This window comes from Ralstonia sp. RL, from assembly GCF_001683835.1.
Taxonomy (GTDB): domain Bacteria; phylum Pseudomonadota; class Gammaproteobacteria; order Burkholderiales; family Burkholderiaceae; genus Ralstonia; species Ralstonia mannitolilytica.
Window position 1 is genome coordinate 1 of record NZ_LWRX01000130.1, and the last position, 17363, is coordinate 17363.

Sequence of the window (17363 nt, forward strand, 5' to 3'; positions counted from 1 at the left end):
CTCGTCGGGCTCATAACCCGAAGGTCGCAGGTTCAAATCCTGCCCCCGCAACCAGCCAAAGTCGAACGGCTCGCTCCAAGACCTGAGCCGATGCAGCAAAGCCCGCAACCAAGCGGGCTTTTTGCTTTCTGCGCGCTGCTCGTCGCGCACCGCACTGGATACTCCGGCTCCCGCCGCACGGGCTGACGGCTACTGCCTCGGTGATACACTGAGGCATTCCACCCGCAACGATTCCCCATGAAATTCTGTTCCAACTGCGGCCAGCCAGTCGTATCGCGCATTCCTGCCGGCGACAACCGGCTGCGCGACGTTTGCGACCATTGCAATACGATTCACTACGTGAATCCGCGCAACGTGGTCGGCACCGTGCCCGTTTGGAAAGATCAGGTCCTGCTGTGCAAGCGCGCGATCGAGCCGCGCTACGGCTTCTGGACCCTGCCCGCGGGCTTCATGGAAATCGGCGAAACCACGGCGCAGGCCGCGTCGCGCGAAACGCTTGAGGAAGCCGGCGCCCGCGTTGAAATCGGCGAGCTGTACTCGGTGCTCAATGTGCCGCACGTGCATCAGGTGCATCTCTTCTATCTGGCCAGCCTGAACGACCTCGATTTCGCACCCGGCGAAGAAAGTCTCGAGGTCGCGCTGTTCAACGAGGCCGATATCCCGTGGGATGACCTCGCCTTCCCCACGGTCATCCACACCCTGCGCTGCTTCTTTGCGGACCGCGCGGCGGGCAAACTGTCGGACAGCAGCTTCCGGCTGCACACGCTGGACATCTACAAGCCGATGCGCTCGGCGGCCATCGATACGCCCGCCACCACGCCGTAACCCCATCCCAAGTTGTCCGCATCATGATCGCCTGGTTGGATCCGCACGATCCCTTCCCGCCGGTCGATCGTGCGCTCGGGCCAGACTCCGAGGCGCCCGGGTTGCTGGCGGCCAGCGCGGATCTGTCTCCGCAACGGCTGCTCATCGCATATCGGCAAGGCATTTTTCCGTGGTATGCCCAGGGCCAGCCGGTGTTGTGGTGGAGCACCGATCCGCGCATGGTTCTGCGCCCGGAAGATTTTCGCGTGTCGACGACCTTCCGCAAGACGCTTCGCCGGGTGCTCGACAATCCGGCATGGGAAATCCGCATCGACCACGCATTCCGCGAGACGATGGTGGATTGCGCCACGACGGCCCGCCCCGGCCAGCACGGCACGTGGATCACCGAGGACGTCATCCACGCCTACACCGCCCTGCACCGCCGCGGCTATGCGCACAGCGTCGAAAGCTGGTATGCGGGCGAGCGTGTGGGCGGACTGTACGGGGTGTCTCTTGGCCGGATGTTCTACGGCGAATCGATGTTTGCGCGTCGCACCGACGCGTCGAAGATTGCGCTCGCGGCCCTCTGCGCCTTCCTGGGCGGCCAGGGCGTCGCGATGATAGACTGCCAGCAGGAGACCGAGCACCTGGCGTCGCTGGGCGCAGCGCCGGTGTCGCGCGCGGCGTTTCTCGCACATGTGCGGGAAGCGGCCAACGCGCCGGCCATCGTGCCGTGGTACTTCGACAAGTCGGTACTCCGCCGGTGGACTACGCGCAATGAGCAAGCTTAAGGAACTCCCCCTCTCGGCATTGCAGTTCTATGCCACTGCGCCTTACGCATGCAGCTACCTGGATGGCCGCCTGGCGCGGTCGCAAGTTGCTACGCCGGCACACCTCATCAACGCCGACGTCTATTCCAAGCTCGTACGCGCGGGCTTCCGGCGCAGCGGCATCTTCACGTACCGCCCTCATTGCGACGACTGCCATGCCTGCACGCCATGCCGCGTCGTGGTCGATCAGTTCGTGCCGTCGCGTGCGCAGCGCCGGGCGGCGGAACGACACCAGTCACTCGAAGCCCTGGTGGCGCCGCTTACCTATGTGGAAGAGCATTACCAGCTGTATCTGCTGTACCAGTCGATTCGCCACGCCGGCGGCGGCATGGACCACGACAGCCGCGACCAGTACGAGCAGTTCCTGCTGCAAAGCCGCGTGAATTCGCGCCTGGTGGAGTTTCGCGAGCCGCCCGAGTCGCCATCCGCGGGCAAGTTGCGCATGGTGAGCATGATCGACGTGCTGGAAGACGGTTTATCGTCCGTCTACACGTTTTATGATCCGCTCGAGCACAAGGCCAGCTACGGGACGTACAACGTGCTGTGGCAGATCGCCCAGGCGCAGGCGCTGGACCTGCCCTATGTGTATCTCGGCTACTGGATCGAACAGAGCCGGAAGATGGCGTACAAGGCGCTGTTTCAGCCGCTGGAGCTGTTGGTCAATGGAGAATGGCGGCCATTTGACGACGTGGCGCCAGCCAAGGGTTGACTGTCAGCGCGACGTGCGCTCGATGCCGACGTCCACCACGCCATACGTGCTGATGTTCGAGCTGTCGCGATATTGATCACGCGACGTCGTGCACGCCGTCAGCGCTGCGCCGACGCACACGAGGCCCGCCGCCCACAACGCTGCACGTTTCCACGCGATTCTCTTGCTCATGATGTCACCCCCTGTCCGGGCGTGGCCGAGCTGCTCGGCCAACACCGTGTTGTACGCACGGACCATCCCCGGAATCAGGAACAAGTCCCCCAAGTACCCAACGCCCGCCAATCACTGCCAGCACCGAGTCGGCGGTATTGCCCATATCGCGGACGCCACCACGTGCCCCCGATACTGGTGACGGCCTGCGCGATGGCGCTTCCCGGCCGCTTCAGATCAAAGCGGCCCGACCGGAAGACCCAGGAGGAAACCACCACAGGCAGGCGAGTCCCGCGCTCTTCTTCAGGGCGTCGTACAGCATGGTTTCGCGGGCGGTCCGGTTCATGGCGCTGGCTGCCACGGGATAACGTGTCAGACACTCACCCGCATGGCACGTTCCATGTCGACCACCGGCTACATGGCGGCGAGCTTGGCTTCAGCCTTGACTGTCCACAACCGCATTTCCGCGAGCAGCGACGCCGGCGAGAACGAGCAGCTCTCTTCGCCGAACGACACCGCCATATCGAGCCGCTGCAGCAGCGAGCGTCGGACCTGGTCATAGGCCGGCGGCAGGACGGCCAGCGGCGCGAGCGTGGCATCGTCGCGCCATTGATTCAGGAGTCGCGGCAAGTCGGGGGATTTCGTGTGACGCTCGAGCGCCTCACGCAGGTTCTGCAACGATTCAGCCGCCGTCATGCCCGGGCCCTCTTTTCACGATACAGCTCGCGGAACGTCTTGCCGGCCGGTGCGGGCATGTCGCGCGTGTCCGTCCAACCTTTGCCTACCGGCAGCGAGCGGATCAGCCTTTTGTCGCCGCCCATCCAGCGCAGCACGCGTGCGGCGACCCATGTGCCGGCTGAATACAGCGCGGGACGCCGCGCCATGAAGCCCCACACCCGCAGGCCGAAGCGCTCCGATGGCGGACGCAGTTCGCGCTCCATCTGTTTCTCGCGCAGCGTGCGCAGCAGGTCCGACAGCGGGATGGACGCCGGGCACACGCGATTGCACTCGCCGCACAGCGTGGCAGCCTGCGGCAGATCGAGGGCGTTCGACAGCCCAACGTAGCTCGGCGTCAGCACGCTGCCCATCGGGCCGGGATACACCCAGCCATACGCGTGGCCGCCGATCTTCTGATAGACCGGGCAGTGGTTCATGCACGCGCCGCAGCGGATGCAGCGCAGCATCTCCTGGAACGCGCCGCCGATGAGGCCACTGCGGCCACCATCGACGAGGACGAAGTACATATGCTCCGGGCCATCCTGCTCGCCCGGGGCGCGTGGGCCGGTCAGCAGCGAGAAGTAATTGGAAATGGCCTGCCCCGTGGCCGAGCGCGGCAGCAGGCGCATGACCGTGGCCAGGTCTTCGAGCGTGGGCAACACCTTCTCGATGCCGGTCACGGCAACGTGCACGCGCGGCATGATCGTGCACATGCCTTCGTTGCCTTCGTTGGTGACGATGGCGACCGAGCCCGTTTCGGCAATGATGAAATTGCCCCCCGTCACGCCCATGTCGGCAGAGAGGAACTCGGGCCGCAGCACCTCGCGCGCCTCGCGGGTCATCTGCGGAATGTCGGTCAGGCGCGGCTTCTTGTGGGTCTTGGCAAAGAGATCTGCGATCTCTTCCTTATCCTTGTGCACCACCGGCGCGATGATGTGCGACGGCGGCTCGCTGTCGTTGATCTGCAGGATGTATTCGCCCAGATCGGTCTCGATGCTCTGCACGCCCATCTCGCCGAGCACCTGGTTCAGGCGCATCTCCTCGGTCACCATCGACTTGCTCTTGATGACTTTCTTCACGTCGTGCCTGCGCGCGATTTCCGCGACCAGCCGCGCCGCATCGGCCGTCGTTTCGGCAAACAGGACCTTGGCGCCACGGCGCGTGGCTTCGGCTTCGAACGTGGCGAGCCAGACGTCGAGGTTCTCGAGCGCGCGGTTGCGACGCTCCTTCAACGCCTCGCGTGTCGCCGTAAAGTCGATCTCCTGGATGGCCGCGGCGCGCGCGGTGACGAATTTGGTCGAGAGCTTGGTCAGGTTCTGCTGCAGGCGCTGGTCGGCAAGCTTCTGGCCGGCGCGCGCCTTGAATTCCATGCTGCGGACTTGCATGCGATTGCGTCTCCGTCGGGTTCGTGGGGTCAGGCGTCGCCGGCCAGGACCTGCGCGATATGCAGCACGCGCGTGCGTGTGTCGCCGGTGCGGCGCAGGCGGCCCTCGATGTTGAGCATGCAGCCCACGTCCCCGAGCACCACGGCATCGGCGCCGCTCGCCTTGATGTTGGCGCACTTCTCATCGGCAATGGCGGTGGAGATGTCGCCGTACTTGATCGAAAACGTGCCGCCGAAGCCGCAGCACGCTTCGCACGCCGGCATCTCGGTCAGCTGCACGCCCGGCAGCTTGGCAAGCAACTCGCGCGGCTGCGCCTTCACCCCGAGCTCCCGCAGACCGGAACACGAATCGTGGTAAGTCACATGGCCCTTGAATTCCGAATCGAGCGATTCAACGCGCGCCACGTTGACCAGGAAATCGGTCAACTCGTGCACGCGCGGCGCCAGGCGCTCGTAACGGCCGGCCAGTTCCGGATCGTCGCGAAAGAGATCGGCGTAGTGCTTGCGGATCATCCCGCCACACGAACCCGACGGAATGACGACGTAGTCGAACTGCTCGAATTCCTTGAGGGTTTTCTCGGCCAGGTCGCGCGCCAGGGGTCGGTCGCCAGAGTTGTAGGCCGGCTGGCCGCAGCACGTCTGCGCGGGCGGCACGATCACTTCGTAACCCGCCTTCTCCAGCAGCTTCAACACCGAAAACCCGATGTCGGGCCGCATCAGATCGACCAGGCAAGTGACGAACAGACCTACGCGCATGGGAACTCTCATGTCTCTTCTGGAAGCCGCCATTATGCGCCCGGATGTCCGTCCCGGGCGGCTCGCACGGCACAGAACTTGTTCATGCTGGTCATGAGTGCACTTCACCTGCCCTACGCAGGCACACCTTCGGCACAGTTGAGCATGCCCTCGAAAATAGACGGGATCATGCGATGGGAGGGTGCGCGTTTTCACATGGTGGGATAAAATTTTGCATCGCATCCGCAACCCACTGCACCCATGGCAGAAGCAGACAAGGACCCTGGCAAGACGTCCATCCAGGTCATCGAACGCATGATGATGCTGCTCGACGCGTTGGCCGAACATGCCGACCCTGTGAGCCTCAAGGCATTGTCGGCCAGCACTGGCCTGCACCCGTCCACCGCCCACCGCATCCTGAACGACATGGTGGCCTGCCGCTTTGTCGATCGGTCCGACCCTGGCAGCTACCGCCTCGGCATGCGACTGCTTGAGCTGGGTAACCTCGTCAAGGCACGCCTGTCGGTGCGCGAAGCCGCGCTGGCGCCAATGCGCGCGCTGCACCGCCTGACCGGCCAGACGGTCAACCTCTCCGTACGCCAGGGCGACGAGATCGTCTACATCGAACGCGCCTATTCGGAGCGCTCGGGCATGCAGGTGGTGCGCGCCATCGGCGGCCGCGCTCCGCTGCATCTGACCTCGGTCGGCAAGCTGTTCCTGGCCGCCGACGAGATCGGCCGAGTGCGAGCCTATGCCACACGCACGGGCCTGTCGGGCCACACGCGCACGTCGATCACCGACCTGCCCAAGCTCGAACGTGAGCTGAACTGGGTCCGCACGAACGGCTACGCGCGCGACAATGAAGAACTGGAGCTGGGTGTGCGTTGCATCGCTGCCGGCATCTATGACGATTCGCGCCGGCTGGTGGCAGGTCTGTCGCTGTCCGCGCCGGCCGACCGGCTGCAGGACAGCTGGCTGGAAAACCTCAAGGACACCGCCCTGCAGATTTCCAAGGGGATGGGCTACACGCACGAAGAACCGGCAGCGCGCGTCGAATAGCGCGCCGTGCAGGTGTCGGCCCAACAAAAAAGCGCGTCCTCGAACGCGCTTTTTTTGTTGGGGCATGCGGCAGATCAGGCGCCGTGCTGCTCCGAAGCCAGGACGGCCGGCGGCTGCGTCGACACCGGAACATTGCGCAGCGGCGCAGCTGCCTGCGTGGCCGGCTCGACATGCGGATTACGCTCCAGCCAGTGGCGCACGCGCGTGGCATCGGCAAAGCGCGTCAGGTTGCCGGCGGAATCCAGGAACACCATCACCACGTTGCGCCCGTGCACATTGGCCTGCATGACCAGGCAGCGGCCCGCCTCGTTGATGAAACCGGTCTTCTGCAGGCCGATGTCCCAGTCGCCGCCGCGCACGAGGCGGTTGGTGTTGACGTAATGCAGCGAGCGGCCGTTCACGTTGACGGTGTGCTCGGTCGTGGTCGTGAACTGGCGGATGAGCGGTACCTTGTAGGCAGCCATCACGATCTTGGCCAGATCCTGCGCGCTCGACACGTTGCTGCTCGACAGGCCGTTCGAATCGACGTAGTGCGTGTCGTTCATGCCGAGTTCGCGGGCCTTGCGGTTCATGGCGGCAACAAAGGCCGGACGGCCGCCCGGATAGTTGCGGCCGAGGGCCGACGCTGCACGGTTCTCCGACGACATCAGCGCCAGCAGCAGCAGGTCTTCACGCGTGAGCATCGTGCCAAAGCGCAGGCGCGAGCCGGTATTGCGCTCGTAGTCGCGATCCTCCTCGGTGATCTCGAGCAGTTCGTCCATCGGCTGGTGCGCATCCATCACGACGAGCGCGGTCATCAGCTTGGTAATGGACGCAATCGGCAACACCGCCGACGAATTCTTCTGGAACAGCACCTCACCGGTGTTCTGGTCCATCACGAGCGCAACGGACGAACGCAGCGCCAGTGCATCGGGCGTGGAGCGCAGCCCCATGGCCTCACCGAGCGTGGGGGCTGCCGGCACGAAAGCGGCGCGCACCGGACGCGCGCCGCGCTCGACCACGATCACGCGGCGCTTGCCCTTGACGGTGACGACCTTGCGGACCTTGGTGGTAGCGGCTTCGTCGCTGCTTGCAGCTGCAACGTTGGCGCCGGCCTTGTGCTTGCCAACGGCCTTGCCTTTCGTCTTGGCGGTCTTGCTGGCAGCAGGCTTCTTGGACGACGTGGCCGCGTGAGCGGTCGTGATGGACGCGGCGGCGAGCGCGACGGTCATCAGCGAAACGAAGCCGAGACGTCGAAAAAATGAGGAAACAGACCGTGACATGGTTCGATCACCCGCGCGTGAGATGGCGCAAGTGTAGGCAAAAACAAAATTCTTAGCAAGATGAAGGACTTAGCTCACGCCGTTAAAGTTTGACCTCGGGAGCCTTATCATTCGGTCATCATTTCGACGCAATCTCCTGCCAAGGCAGGACGAAAAGGGCGAAAAAAGTTGCGCAAACAGCACATGACGCTCTGCGTGCAATGAGAACGGAGTCGGAAATCGCCACGAGATTCCCTCGCGTCTGTCAACAACAATTGCGGCTGACAATTTGCCCGGACCGTGCCTCACGACACGCGCGCTTCGTACGCGGTATCGCATGATGGAAAGTCTAACGACACATCGGTCGAATCTGTTGACATATTTCGAGGACTTTTCCGCGCCAATTCTCGCTTTGCGCGACGATGTGCGCTGTAGCACGCAGGCGGCACCGATTGCGACGTCAGCCGAGGAAACGGGTGAAGTGCGAGACAGGTGCGCGTTCGGTGACGAGGGTGTTCTCGATGGCCGTCGGGTTCGCATAGCCCATCGACATGCCGCAGACGACCATCTCTTCGTCGGGCAGGCCGAGTTGCTCGCGGATGACGCGGTGAAATTGGGTGAATGCGGCCTGCGGGCATGTATCGATGCCGCGCGCACGGGCCGCCACCATGACGGCTTCGAGGAACATGCCGTAATCGAGCCAGCTGCCCTGCTCCATCACGCGGTCGATGGTGAAGATGATGCCGACCGGCGCGTCGAAGAAGCGGAAATTGCGCGCGTGCTGGGCGTGCATGCGCTCCTTGTCGGCGCGGCCGATGCCGAGCAGGCCGTACAGATCCCAGCCGACCTTGCGGCGGCGGCTCTGATACGGATCGACCCACGTGCGCGGGTAGTACGGGTATTCCTCGCGATGCAGTGTGTCGACTTCCGGATGGTCGTATGCCGCCAGCACGGATTCCGACAGGCGCGCCTTCGATTCGCCCGTCAGCACGTACACCTTCCAAGGCTGCGTGTTGCTGCCGGAGGGCGCGCGGCGCGCCACGTCCAGAATCGCTTCAATGTCTTCGCGTGCCACAGGCGTCGGCAGGAACGCGCGAACTGAACGGCGCGAGGTGATGGCGCGATCGACGAGCTCGACTTCAGCAGCGGTGGGTCGGCGGTCGTTCATGGCGACGCAAACGCTCAGGCGACGGCGCTGGAGACGAGCGGCTCAAGCACCGCACGCAACGCACCGGGCAACGGCACCGGCCGGCGCGTTTCGCGATCGACATACACGTGCACGAAGTGGCCTTGTGCAGCGGCTTCATGCGCGTCTGCGCGGAACAGGCCCACCTCGTAGCGCACGCTCGTGTTCCCCAGGCGCGCCACGCGCAGCCCTGCCACCACCGGATCCGGAAACGACAGCGGCGCGAAGTAATTGCATTGCGTCTCGATGACGAGGCCGATGGTCTCGCTGCGCTCCGGGTCCAGCACGCCCTCGCCGATGAGATACGCGTTCACCACGGTGTCGAAGTAGCTGTAGTAGACGACGTTGTTGACGTGGCCGTAGACGTCGTTATCCATCCACCGCGTGGTGATGGTGTGGAAATGGCGGTAGTCGTCGCGCGTCTGGCGTGGCGTGCTCATGGGTGTCAGCGGGGCAATCGAATGTGATGAGGATACCAGCGGCCCGGGCGAGGTCACTTGCGGATGACGAGGGCCACGCCGCATGCGGCAACGACCATGCCGAGTGCCGCGAGCGGCGGAAACCGCTCGCCGAACAGCGCCCACGCCATCACGGCGGTCGTGGGCGGCGTCAGATACAGCAACGACGTCACCCGGGTGGCCGCGCCCTTGCGGATCAGCACGAACAGTAGCGAGATCGCGCCAATCGACAGCGCCAGAACCGACCACACGAGCGAGCCGATCATCTGCACGGTCCAATGCACGTCGCGGGTCTCGAACAAGAACATGAACGGCAGGCAGAGCAGCGCGGAAGCGCCAAACTGGATGCACGTGCCCATGCGCAGATCGAACACAGGGCAATGGCGCTTCTGATACAGCGTGCCCACGGTAATCGACAGCAGCGCGCCCACGCACAGGGCAAGCGTCGTCACGCCCACACCGGCCAGATGCAGCTTGTTGGCCACCACCAGGCCCACGCCGGCAATGCCGCACAACAGGCCCAGCCATTGGCGGCCCGAGACACGCTCGCCGCGCATCGACACGTACAGCGCCGTGAGAATCGGTTGCATGCCGACGATGAGCGCGGTCATCCCGGCAGGCATACCGAGCTTGACCGCCGCCCATACGCCCGCCAGATATCCCCATTGCATCAGCACACCCGCCACGGCGATGTGGCCGACGGTGGCCCAATCGGTCTCGCCCGTGCCCGCCTTGCGTGGTAATGGCACGCGCGCCAGCCACACCAGCGGCAGCAGGCACACCAGCACGCCGACAAAGCGGAGGAACAGGAAGGTGATCGGCTCGGCGTACGGCATCCCGTACTTGGCCACGATGAAGCCCGTGCTCCAGATCAGCACGAAGAGCCATGGCATGGCGGCGACGAACAGGGAATCGCGCGCCTGCGCGGGCGCAACGGAATACGCTTGTGTCATGCGGAAAGCGGAAGAGAGGTCGATGCAGCCGCAGCGCTTTCGCGGGCGGCCCAGCGCTGTGCGTGCCGGGCGGCCAGCGCAATCGTCTGCGCGTGGACAGCCACGGTGTCGTCAATATTGTTGCCGTAGCCGCCCGCCATGGTAACGGCAATCGGAATGCACCGCTGATACGCAAAATCGAACACCTCCTGGTCGCGCCGTGCCAGGCCGTCCAGGGTCAACTTCAACCGCCCCAGGCGGTCGCCTTCGTGCGGATCCGCCCCCGCCAGGTAAATAATGAGGCGCGGCTTGAACCGGCCCGCCAGGATATCGAGGGCGCCGGTCAGGGCCTGCAGATAATCGTCGTCGCAGCAGCCGTCGTGCAGACCCACGTCCAGATCGGACGCTTCCTTGCGAAACGGATAATTCTTCTCGCCATGCACGGACAGGGTGAAGACCGAAGGATCGTCGCGCAGGATCGATGCCGTACCGTTGCCCTGATGCACATCCAGGTCGATGATCGCGACCGGAAAGTCCTCGGGGGTTCTGCCCGGCCTGCGCTGCATCCAGCGTGAAGCGATCGCCGCGTCGTTGAACACGCAAAAGCCACCGCCCTTGTCGGCATAGGCGTGGTGTGTTCCGCCTGCCAGATTTACGGCGATGCCGTCGACCATGGCGGCCTCGCATGCGGCCATCGTCGCGCCAGCCGAACGGCGGCTGCGCTCGACCATCTCGAGCGACCACGGGAAACCGATCTCGCGCTGGCGCGCCGGGTCGAGCGTGCCGCCGCTGACAGCCTCAATATAGCTGGCCGCATGCGCCAGCAGCAGCGCATCGTCATCAGCGCGGGGAGCCTCCTGCATCTGCACCCCCGACACCTGGGTGAGCACCCGCTGCCGCAACTCGCTGTACTTACGCATCGGGAAGCGGTGCCCCGGCGGCAGCGGCAACACAAAATGATCGGTATAGAACGCGCGCATGTGAAGTTGGGATCCCACTACAACGTAATCGGCAGTCCAGCGCATGCTAACCCGGTGCGCCCTCGCCTGTTTTTTGAGACGAGATTGTCGCTCCGACGCCCTTTCCCGTTCGATTGCGCACCATAAACGCGCATTTTTCTGCCACAAAAAATCACGCCAAACGGTTCTCTGCGCAATTCCCGCGCACGAAAAATCGGCAAAATCCGATTTTTGTGCGACGCACAAAGAATGCTTGACACTCGTTTGGCATTCAACAACAATGAAATTGTTGCGATGCACCATCCCTGATCCATCGCGATGTCGCCTGGACGGCCCGACGCTGAACGTCACGCTTTGTACATCTGGGCGATCTAAATTTTGATTTTGATTTCCCGACCCACCTTTGTATTTGGAGAGACAACATGCTGACTCAGGAACAGATCGCTGCGGCGCACAAGGCCAACCTGGAAACCTTCTTCGGCCTGACCAACAAGGCATTTGAAGGCGTCGAAAAGCTGGTCGAACTGAACCTGCAAGTCGTCAAGGCTACCCTGGCTGAGAACGTCGAACACGCCAAGAAGGCCCTGTCCGCCAAGGACGCCCAGGAACTGCTGTCGGTGCAGACCGCCGCCGTCCAGCCGCTGGCTGAGAAGGTGCTGGCCTACAGCCGCCACCTGTACGAAATCGCTTCGGACACGCAAAGCGAGTTCAGCAAGGCCGCTGAGCTGCAAATCGCAGAAAACAGCCGCAAGCTGCAAGCGCTGGTCGACAACGTGTCCAAGAACGCTCCGGCCGGTTCGGAATCGGCGGTGGCCCTCGTGAAGTCGGCTCTGTCGGCTGCCAACAATGCTTACGACTCGGTGCAGAAGGCCACCAAGCAAGCCGTGGAACTGGCTGAGAGCAACTTCCACGCTGCCGCCAACGCCGCCAGCAAGGCCACTGCCCAAGCTTCGGCCCAGGCACGTGCCGCGGCCGGCAAGAAGACCACGACCGCTGCCTGATCCGGTCAACTGCGTCTGACAAGCGGGCCTCCTTCGGGAGGCCCGTTTTGCTTTGGTGCATCGAGCCCGTCTTCCAGACGCCCTGTTTTGCGCGCATTTGCGCGGAACTCCGGCGCCGGCTGGCCAGTCCATTGCAGCGTGTTCGTCAGATTGTCTCCTCGGTACCGCTGCTGAAAGCCTGTCCTCAGTGGTGATCAGTGAGTACCTTTGACCCGGCTTCGGCCGGGTTTTTTGTGTGCTGCAAACGTAGCGCAACCTTCAAATTGCGAACTTTTGTGGCAGCACGGCGCTCCATTCGGTATTGCGGCTCGCCGCCCCTGTCCCCATCACGATGTCTCGCGAATCCTTGGCCAAACGCGGCCTGATCCTGATCGCAGCGCTCATCCTGCTGTTCGAGGAATGGATCTGGAATGTCATGCTGCGTCTCACCGCCCGGCTCGCCGCGCATCCGTTGGTGCAGGCCGCGGAACGGCGGCTCGCTGCGCTGCAACCCATCGAGGCGCTCTGCGCCTTTGCGTTGCCCATGCTGGCGCTGCTTCCCTTCAAGCTGGCAGCGATCTACGTGCTGGCCCGCGGCCATCTGATTGCGGGGACGTTGGTGCTGGTGCTGGCCAAAGTCGTCAGCACAGGGCTCGGCGTACGGATCTACTGCGCCGTGCGGCCGCAACTGCATACGCTGGCCTGGTATGCGCGTTGGGAAACCGCGTTCCTCGCCTGGAAACGCCGAATGGTGACCGCCCTGAAAGCCACACCGACATGGAAAACGCTGCAAGCACGGCTTGCTGACTTGCGCATGCACCGGGACGGTCTCGTGCATCAGGCTTGGCGCCGCCTGACAGCCGCACTGCGCCTGCTGCGCCGCCACCGCCGGCCCATTGAACCGCGTCATTGAGCGCGGCACCAGACGCGCCAAAAAAAGGGCTGCCCACCACGGAGCAGCCCTTCTCGCTTTGCCAGCCTGTTTTATGGTGCTCTGAAAAACAAGGCGGTTAATTGCATTAACGCTTACGCGCTGGTGGCACGTCCGTACACACGCCTTCATAGATTTCCGCCGCCATGCCCACCGATTCACCGAGCGTCGGGTGCGGGTGGATGGTCTTGCCGATGTCCACGGCGTCTGCGCCCATTTCGATGGCCAGGCAGATCTCGCTGATGAGGTCGCCCGCGTGCGTGCCCACAATGCCGCCACCGATGATGCGATGTGTCTCTTCGTCGAAGATCACCTTCGTGAAACCCTCGTCGCGGCCATTGGCGATGGCGCGGCCGGAGGCGGCCCAGGGGAACACGCCCTTGCCGTACTTGATGCCCTGCGCCTTGCACTGCTCTTCCGTCAGCCCCGCCCAAGCCACTTCTGGATCGGTATAGGCCACCGACGGAATCTGCTTGACATCGAAATACGCCTTCTCGCCGTGTGCGGCTTCGGCTGCCACATGGCCTTCATGCACGGCCTTGTGTGCCAGCATCGGCTGCCCGACGATGTCGCCGATCGCGAAAATGTGCGGCACATTGGTGCGCTGCTGCTTGTCCACGTTGATGAAGCCGCGGTCCGTCACGGCCACGCCAGCCTTCTCGGCGCCGATACGCTTGCCGTTCGGGCTGCGGCCCACGGCCACGAGGACCATGTCGTAACGCTGCGGCTCGGCCGGCGCGGCATCGCCTTCGAACTTGACGTAGATGCCGTCCGGCTTCGCTTCCACGCCGACCGTCTTGGTCTGGAGCATGACCTTGTCGAAGCGGCCCTTGTTCATCTTGTCCCACACCTTGACGAGGTCGCGGTCGGCGCCCTGCATCAGGCCGTCGAGCATTTCCACCACGTCGATGCGTGCGCCCAGTGTGCTGTACACCGTCGCCATTTCCAGGCCGATGATGCCGCCGCCGATCACCAGCATCTTGCCGGGCACCTGGCGCAGTTCCAGCGCGCCGGTCGAATCGACGATGCGCGGATCTTCCGGAATGAACGGCAGCTTCACGGCCTCGCTGCCCGCGGCGATGATGGCCTTGGCAAACCGGATGACCTTCTTCTCGCCCGTCGTGGCCTTGCCGTCGCCGCCCGTCAGCTGGACTTCCAGATGGTTCGGATCGAGGAACGTGCCGACGCCGCGCACGACCTGCACCTTGCGCGCCTTGGCCATGCCGGCCAGGCCGCCGGTCAGCTTGCCGATCACGGATTCCTTGTGCTTGCGCAACTGGTCGATGTCGACCTTGGGCTCGCTATAGACAATGCCGTGTGCAGCCATCGCCTTGACTTCTTCCATGACGGCGGCCGTGTGGAGCAGCGCCTTCGACGGAATGCAACCGACGTTCAGGCAGACGCCGCCGAGCGTGGAAAAGCGCTCGACCAGCACCGTGTTCATGCCCAGGTCTGCGCTGCGGAACGCTGCCGAGTAGCCGCCCGGGCCCGAGCCCAGGACGAGCATCTCGCATTCGATATCGGCGCCGCCGGCATGCTTGGCCGCTTGCGGTGCGGGGGCCGATACCGCCGCAGCCGCGGCGGGCGCAGCGGCCGGAGCCGGTGCCTGCGCGGGTGCGGGCGCTGCGGCAGCGCCTGCTTCCGCCGTGGCAATCACCGTACCCTTGCTGACCTTGTCGCCCACCTTGACCTTCACGTCGACGATCTTGCCGGCCACGTCCGACGGCACCTCCATGCTGGCCTTGTCGGATTCCAGCACGATCAGCGATTGCTCTTTCTCGACGGCATCGCCCGCCTTGACCAGCACTTCGATGACTTCCACCGCATCGAAATCGCCGATGTCCGGCACCTTGATTTCCACCACGCTCATTCCTGACTCCTTGTTCTTGTCGTCGGCTGCGGGCATTGCCCTGGCCGCCGACGCTTTCAATCCTGCAGACGTACCGTGTGCACCTCGATCGGGCCACCCGAACTCTTGTCGAACTCCACGCCCGCCGACACGCCGGCCTGCGCAATATCTGCGGCGCTCTTGCCGGGCAGATCGAACACCGCCGACATGGCGCCCAGCGCGAAATTGCGCCCCGAGCCGATGCCCCAGAAGCGGTCGAACGAAAACACCTCGCGGTACGAATAGACGCCGTAGATGCCGGTCGGGTTGGCGATCAGGCACGTGATCTGCGACGACTCATACGGGTCGTCGTCGTCTTCCTTGGTGTTGACGAAGTACTCGTCCTTCAGCTTTTCGTGCACCTTGAGGAAGGTTCGGAAGACGTCGTCGCGCGAGCCGAGGCGACACTCATCGGCCAGGCCCGTGAGCAGGCTGCGCATGACCGGAAAGTGGGCCGTCGTGCCCGCCAGCGCGATCAACGAATCGCCCACCTGAAAGATCTTCTGGTTCTGCTCGTAGCCGCGCGCCAGGCGGGTATCGCCAAACGTCACCAGGGAATCGGCTGCAATCGCCACTTCGCCGTCTTTCTTGACCACCACGCACGTCGTCATGTCGCCCTCGCGAGAAGTTCGCCGACCGCCGCAAGCCCATGTGGGTCGGCACGCACAGGCCCGAAGCCAGATGCGTGCCGAACCCGCCCGGGCTTACAGGCTGACGCGGCGGAAGTCCGCCAGCACGCTCGCCAGGTACGCGTTGAAGCGTGCGGCCTCCGCGCCGTCGATCACGCGGTGATCGTACGACAGCGACAGCGGCAACGTCAGGCGCGGCACGAACTGCTTGCCGTCCCACACCGGCTTCTGGTAGCCGCGCGACAGGCCGAGGATGGCCACTTCCGGCGCGTTGATGATCGGCGTGAAATGCGTACCGCCAATGCCGCCCAGCGACGAGATCGAGAAGCAGCCGCCCTGCATCTGGTCCGGCTTGAGCTTGCCTTCACGCGCGGCTTTCGACAGCTCGGCCATCTCCTTGGCGATGTCGATGAGGCCCTTCTTGTCCGCATCGCGGATCACCGGCACGACCAGACCGTTGGGCGTGTCCGCCGCAAACCCGATGTGGTAGTACTGCTTGAAGACGAGGTTGTCGCCGTCCAGGCTGGCGTTGAAGGTCGGGAATTTCTTCAGCGCCGAAACGACTGCCTTGATCACGAACGCCAGCATCGTGAACTTCACGCCGGCCTTTTCGTTTTCCTTGTTCAGCTGCACGCGCAGCGCTTCCAGATCGGTGATGTCCGCTTCGTCGTTGTTGGTGACGTGCGGGATCATGACCCAGTTGCGATGCAGGTTCGCGCCCGAGATCTTCTTGATGCGCGACAGCGGCTTCGGATCGACTGGGCCGAACTTCGTGAAATCCACCTTCGGCCACGGCAGCAGGTTCAGTTCGCCGCCGCCAGCCGGTGCGGCCGCCGCAGCCTTGCCCGGGGCAGCTGCCTGGCCGCTCATCACACTCTTGACGTAGCGCTGCACGTCTTCCTGCGTGATGCGGCCCTTCGGGCCGGTGCCGCCGACGAGGTTGACGTCCACGCCAAGCTCACGCGCATACTTGCGCACCGAGGGGCTGGCGTGGGCAGCCTTGCCCACCGTACCGACGGTGTCAGCGGTGTACGTGGCCGGCGCGGCAGCCGGAGCAGCGGGCGCGGCCGCAGGGGCCAGGCTCGGCGCAGCCGCAGCCGGTGCAGGCGCTTGTGCCGGTGCCGGTGCCGGAGCCGGGGCAGCGGCCGCAGCGCCGCCCGCGCCTTCCAGCACGACGATCAGTGTCCCTTCCGACACGGCGTCACCGACCTTCACGCGGATGTCCTTCACTGTACCGGCGGCCGGCGACGGCACATCCATCGTCGCCTTGTCCGATTCGAGCGTGATCAGCGACTGCTCGGCTTCCACCTTGTCGCCCACCTTCACGCTGATCTCGATGACCGGCACGTCCTTGTAGTCGCCGATGTCCGGGACCTTCACCTCGATCGTGCCGCCGCCCGCTGCGGCCGGCGCCGGAGCCGGAGCTTGCGCAGCAGGGGCAGGCGCCGGTGCAGCAGCAGCCGGTGCAGCTTGGGGTGCGGGTGCCGGAGCCGCAGCCGCGCCCTGCTCCTCGAGCAGCAGCACGAGCGAGCCTTCCGACACGGTGTCGCCCACCTTGACCTTCACTTCCTTGACGACGCCGCTCTTCGGCGACGGCACGTCCATGGTCGCCTTGTCCGATTCCAGCGTAACGAGGGAGTCCTCGGCATTGACGGTATCGCCCGCCTTGACCAGCACTTCGATCACCGGGACATCCTTGTAGTCGCCGATGTCCGGCACCTTGATTTCTACGACTTGACTCATTCTTCTGTCTCCAGAGGTCTGGCGGCGG

18 protein-coding genes and 1 pseudogene are annotated in these 17363 nt (G+C 64.2%); 6 read left to right on the forward strand and 13 right to left on the reverse strand.

Going from position 1 to position 17363, the window contains the following annotated elements:
- Positions 1-237 precede the first annotated feature (237 nt).
- Genes A6M56_RS11760 through A6M56_RS11770 form a run of 3 tightly spaced genes read left to right on the forward strand, consistent with a single transcriptional unit; the run spans position 238 to position 2343 of the window.
- Positions 238-825 (forward strand): NUDIX hydrolase, encoded by a 588-nt coding sequence (locus A6M56_RS11760; RefSeq protein WP_045786951.1) that lies wholly within the window; start codon positions 238-240, stop codon positions 823-825.
- A 23-nt stretch (positions 826-848) separates the two neighbouring features.
- Complete coding sequence (gene aat / locus A6M56_RS11765; RefSeq protein WP_102079846.1) at positions 849-1595, forward strand: leucyl/phenylalanyl-tRNA--protein transferase; 747 nt, start codon at positions 849-851, stop codon at positions 1593-1595.
- A complete protein-coding gene (locus A6M56_RS11770; protein ID WP_062738495.1) occupies positions 1582-2343 on the forward strand; it encodes an arginyltransferase in 762 nt (253 codons plus the stop codon). The genes aat and A6M56_RS11770 overlap by 14 nt, the downstream gene beginning before the upstream one ends.
- A gap of 3 nt (positions 2344-2346) precedes the next feature.
- Here A6M56_RS11770 and A6M56_RS11775 read toward each other — a convergent pair whose 3' ends face one another.
- From A6M56_RS11775 to A6M56_RS11790, 5 genes and pseudogenes are all read right to left on the reverse strand, one after another.
- A complete protein-coding gene (locus A6M56_RS11775; protein WP_180964235.1) occupies positions 2347-2514 on the reverse strand; it encodes a hypothetical protein in 168 nt (55 codons plus the stop codon).
- Positions 2515-2532: 18 nt separating this feature from the next.
- A pseudogene (locus A6M56_RS24240) lies at positions 2533-2839 on the reverse strand (TM2 domain-containing protein); the annotation flags it as partial.
- 68 nt (positions 2840-2907) lie between these two features.
- Positions 2908-3189 carry a hypothetical protein gene (locus tag A6M56_RS11780; RefSeq protein ID WP_102079847.1) on the reverse strand — a complete coding sequence of 94 codons (282 nt, stop codon included), beginning with the start codon at positions 3187-3189 and terminating at the stop codon, positions 2908-2910.
- Positions 3186-4595, reverse strand: coding sequence for a LutB/LldF family L-lactate oxidation iron-sulfur protein (locus A6M56_RS11785; protein ID WP_062738494.1), 1410 nt, complete (start codon positions 4593-4595; stop codon positions 3186-3188). Before A6M56_RS11785 ends, A6M56_RS11780 begins: the two co-directional genes overlap by 4 nt.
- A 29-nt stretch (positions 4596-4624) precedes the next feature.
- Positions 4625-5350, reverse strand: coding sequence for a (Fe-S)-binding protein (locus A6M56_RS11790; RefSeq protein ID WP_102079848.1), 726 nt, complete (start codon positions 5348-5350; stop codon positions 4625-4627).
- Positions 5351-5590: 240 nt separating this feature from the next.
- On the opposite strand from A6M56_RS11790, the gene A6M56_RS11795 reads away from it, so the two are divergent.
- Positions 5591-6388, forward strand: coding sequence for an IclR family transcriptional regulator (locus A6M56_RS11795; protein WP_045786957.1), 798 nt, complete (start codon positions 5591-5593; stop codon positions 6386-6388).
- A 74-nt stretch (positions 6389-6462) separates the two neighbouring features.
- On the opposite strand, the gene pbpG is transcribed toward A6M56_RS11795, so the two are convergent.
- The 5 genes from pbpG to A6M56_RS11820 all read right to left on the reverse strand — a co-directional run bounded on the left by pbpG (position 6463) and on the right by A6M56_RS11820 (position 11185).
- Positions 6463-7650, reverse strand: coding sequence for a D-alanyl-D-alanine endopeptidase (gene pbpG, locus A6M56_RS11800; RefSeq protein ID WP_045786958.1), 1188 nt, complete (start codon positions 7648-7650; stop codon positions 6463-6465).
- A 439-nt stretch (positions 7651-8089) separates the two neighbouring features.
- Positions 8090-8797 carry a nitroreductase gene (locus A6M56_RS11805; RefSeq protein ID WP_062738491.1) on the reverse strand — a complete coding sequence of 236 codons (708 nt, stop codon included), beginning with the start codon at positions 8795-8797 and terminating at the stop codon, positions 8090-8092.
- A 14-nt stretch (positions 8798-8811) separates the two neighbouring features.
- Positions 8812-9255 carry an acyl-CoA thioesterase gene (locus A6M56_RS11810; RefSeq protein WP_045786960.1) on the reverse strand — a complete coding sequence of 148 codons (444 nt, stop codon included), beginning with the start codon at positions 9253-9255 and terminating at the stop codon, positions 8812-8814.
- Between the two features lie 53 nt (positions 9256-9308).
- Positions 9309-10226, reverse strand: a complete 918-nt coding sequence (locus tag A6M56_RS11815; protein WP_045786961.1) for a DMT family transporter — start codon at positions 10224-10226, stop codon at positions 9309-9311.
- The gene (locus A6M56_RS11820; protein WP_257984042.1) at positions 10223-11185 is read right to left on the reverse strand and encodes a histone deacetylase family protein; all 963 of its coding nucleotides are present in this window, start codon (positions 11183-11185) and stop codon (positions 10223-10225) included. The genes A6M56_RS11815 and A6M56_RS11820 overlap by 4 nt, the downstream gene beginning before the upstream one ends.
- A 401-nt stretch (positions 11186-11586) precedes the next feature.
- Here A6M56_RS11820 and A6M56_RS11825 point away from each other — a divergent pair, with 401 nt between their 5' ends.
- Together A6M56_RS11825 and A6M56_RS11830 are read left to right on the forward strand one after the other, a co-directional pair.
- Positions 11587-12165, forward strand: coding sequence for a phasin family protein (locus A6M56_RS11825; protein WP_045786963.1), 579 nt, complete (start codon positions 11587-11589; stop codon positions 12163-12165).
- 331 nt (positions 12166-12496) lie between these two features.
- Positions 12497-13057, forward strand: coding sequence for a hypothetical protein (locus A6M56_RS11830; protein ID WP_102079849.1), 561 nt, complete (start codon positions 12497-12499; stop codon positions 13055-13057).
- Positions 13058-13163: 106 nt separating this feature from the next.
- Here A6M56_RS11830 and lpdA read toward each other — a convergent pair whose 3' ends face one another.
- The 3 genes from lpdA to aceF form a co-directional block, all read right to left on the reverse strand.
- Positions 13164-14945: a dihydrolipoyl dehydrogenase gene (lpdA, locus tag A6M56_RS11835; RefSeq protein WP_102079850.1), complete on the reverse strand. Its 1782-nt coding sequence runs from the start codon at positions 14943-14945 to the stop codon at positions 13164-13166.
- A 56-nt stretch (positions 14946-15001) separates the two neighbouring features.
- Entirely contained in the window at positions 15002-15574 is a 573-nt protein-coding gene (locus A6M56_RS11840; RefSeq protein ID WP_045786966.1) for an Ntn hydrolase family protein, read from the reverse strand.
- Positions 15575-15667: 93 nt separating this feature from the next.
- Positions 15668-17335 (reverse strand): dihydrolipoyllysine-residue acetyltransferase, encoded by a 1668-nt coding sequence (gene aceF, locus A6M56_RS11845; RefSeq protein WP_102079851.1) that lies wholly within the window; start codon positions 17333-17335, stop codon positions 15668-15670.
- Between the last annotated feature and the right edge of the window lie 28 nt (positions 17336-17363).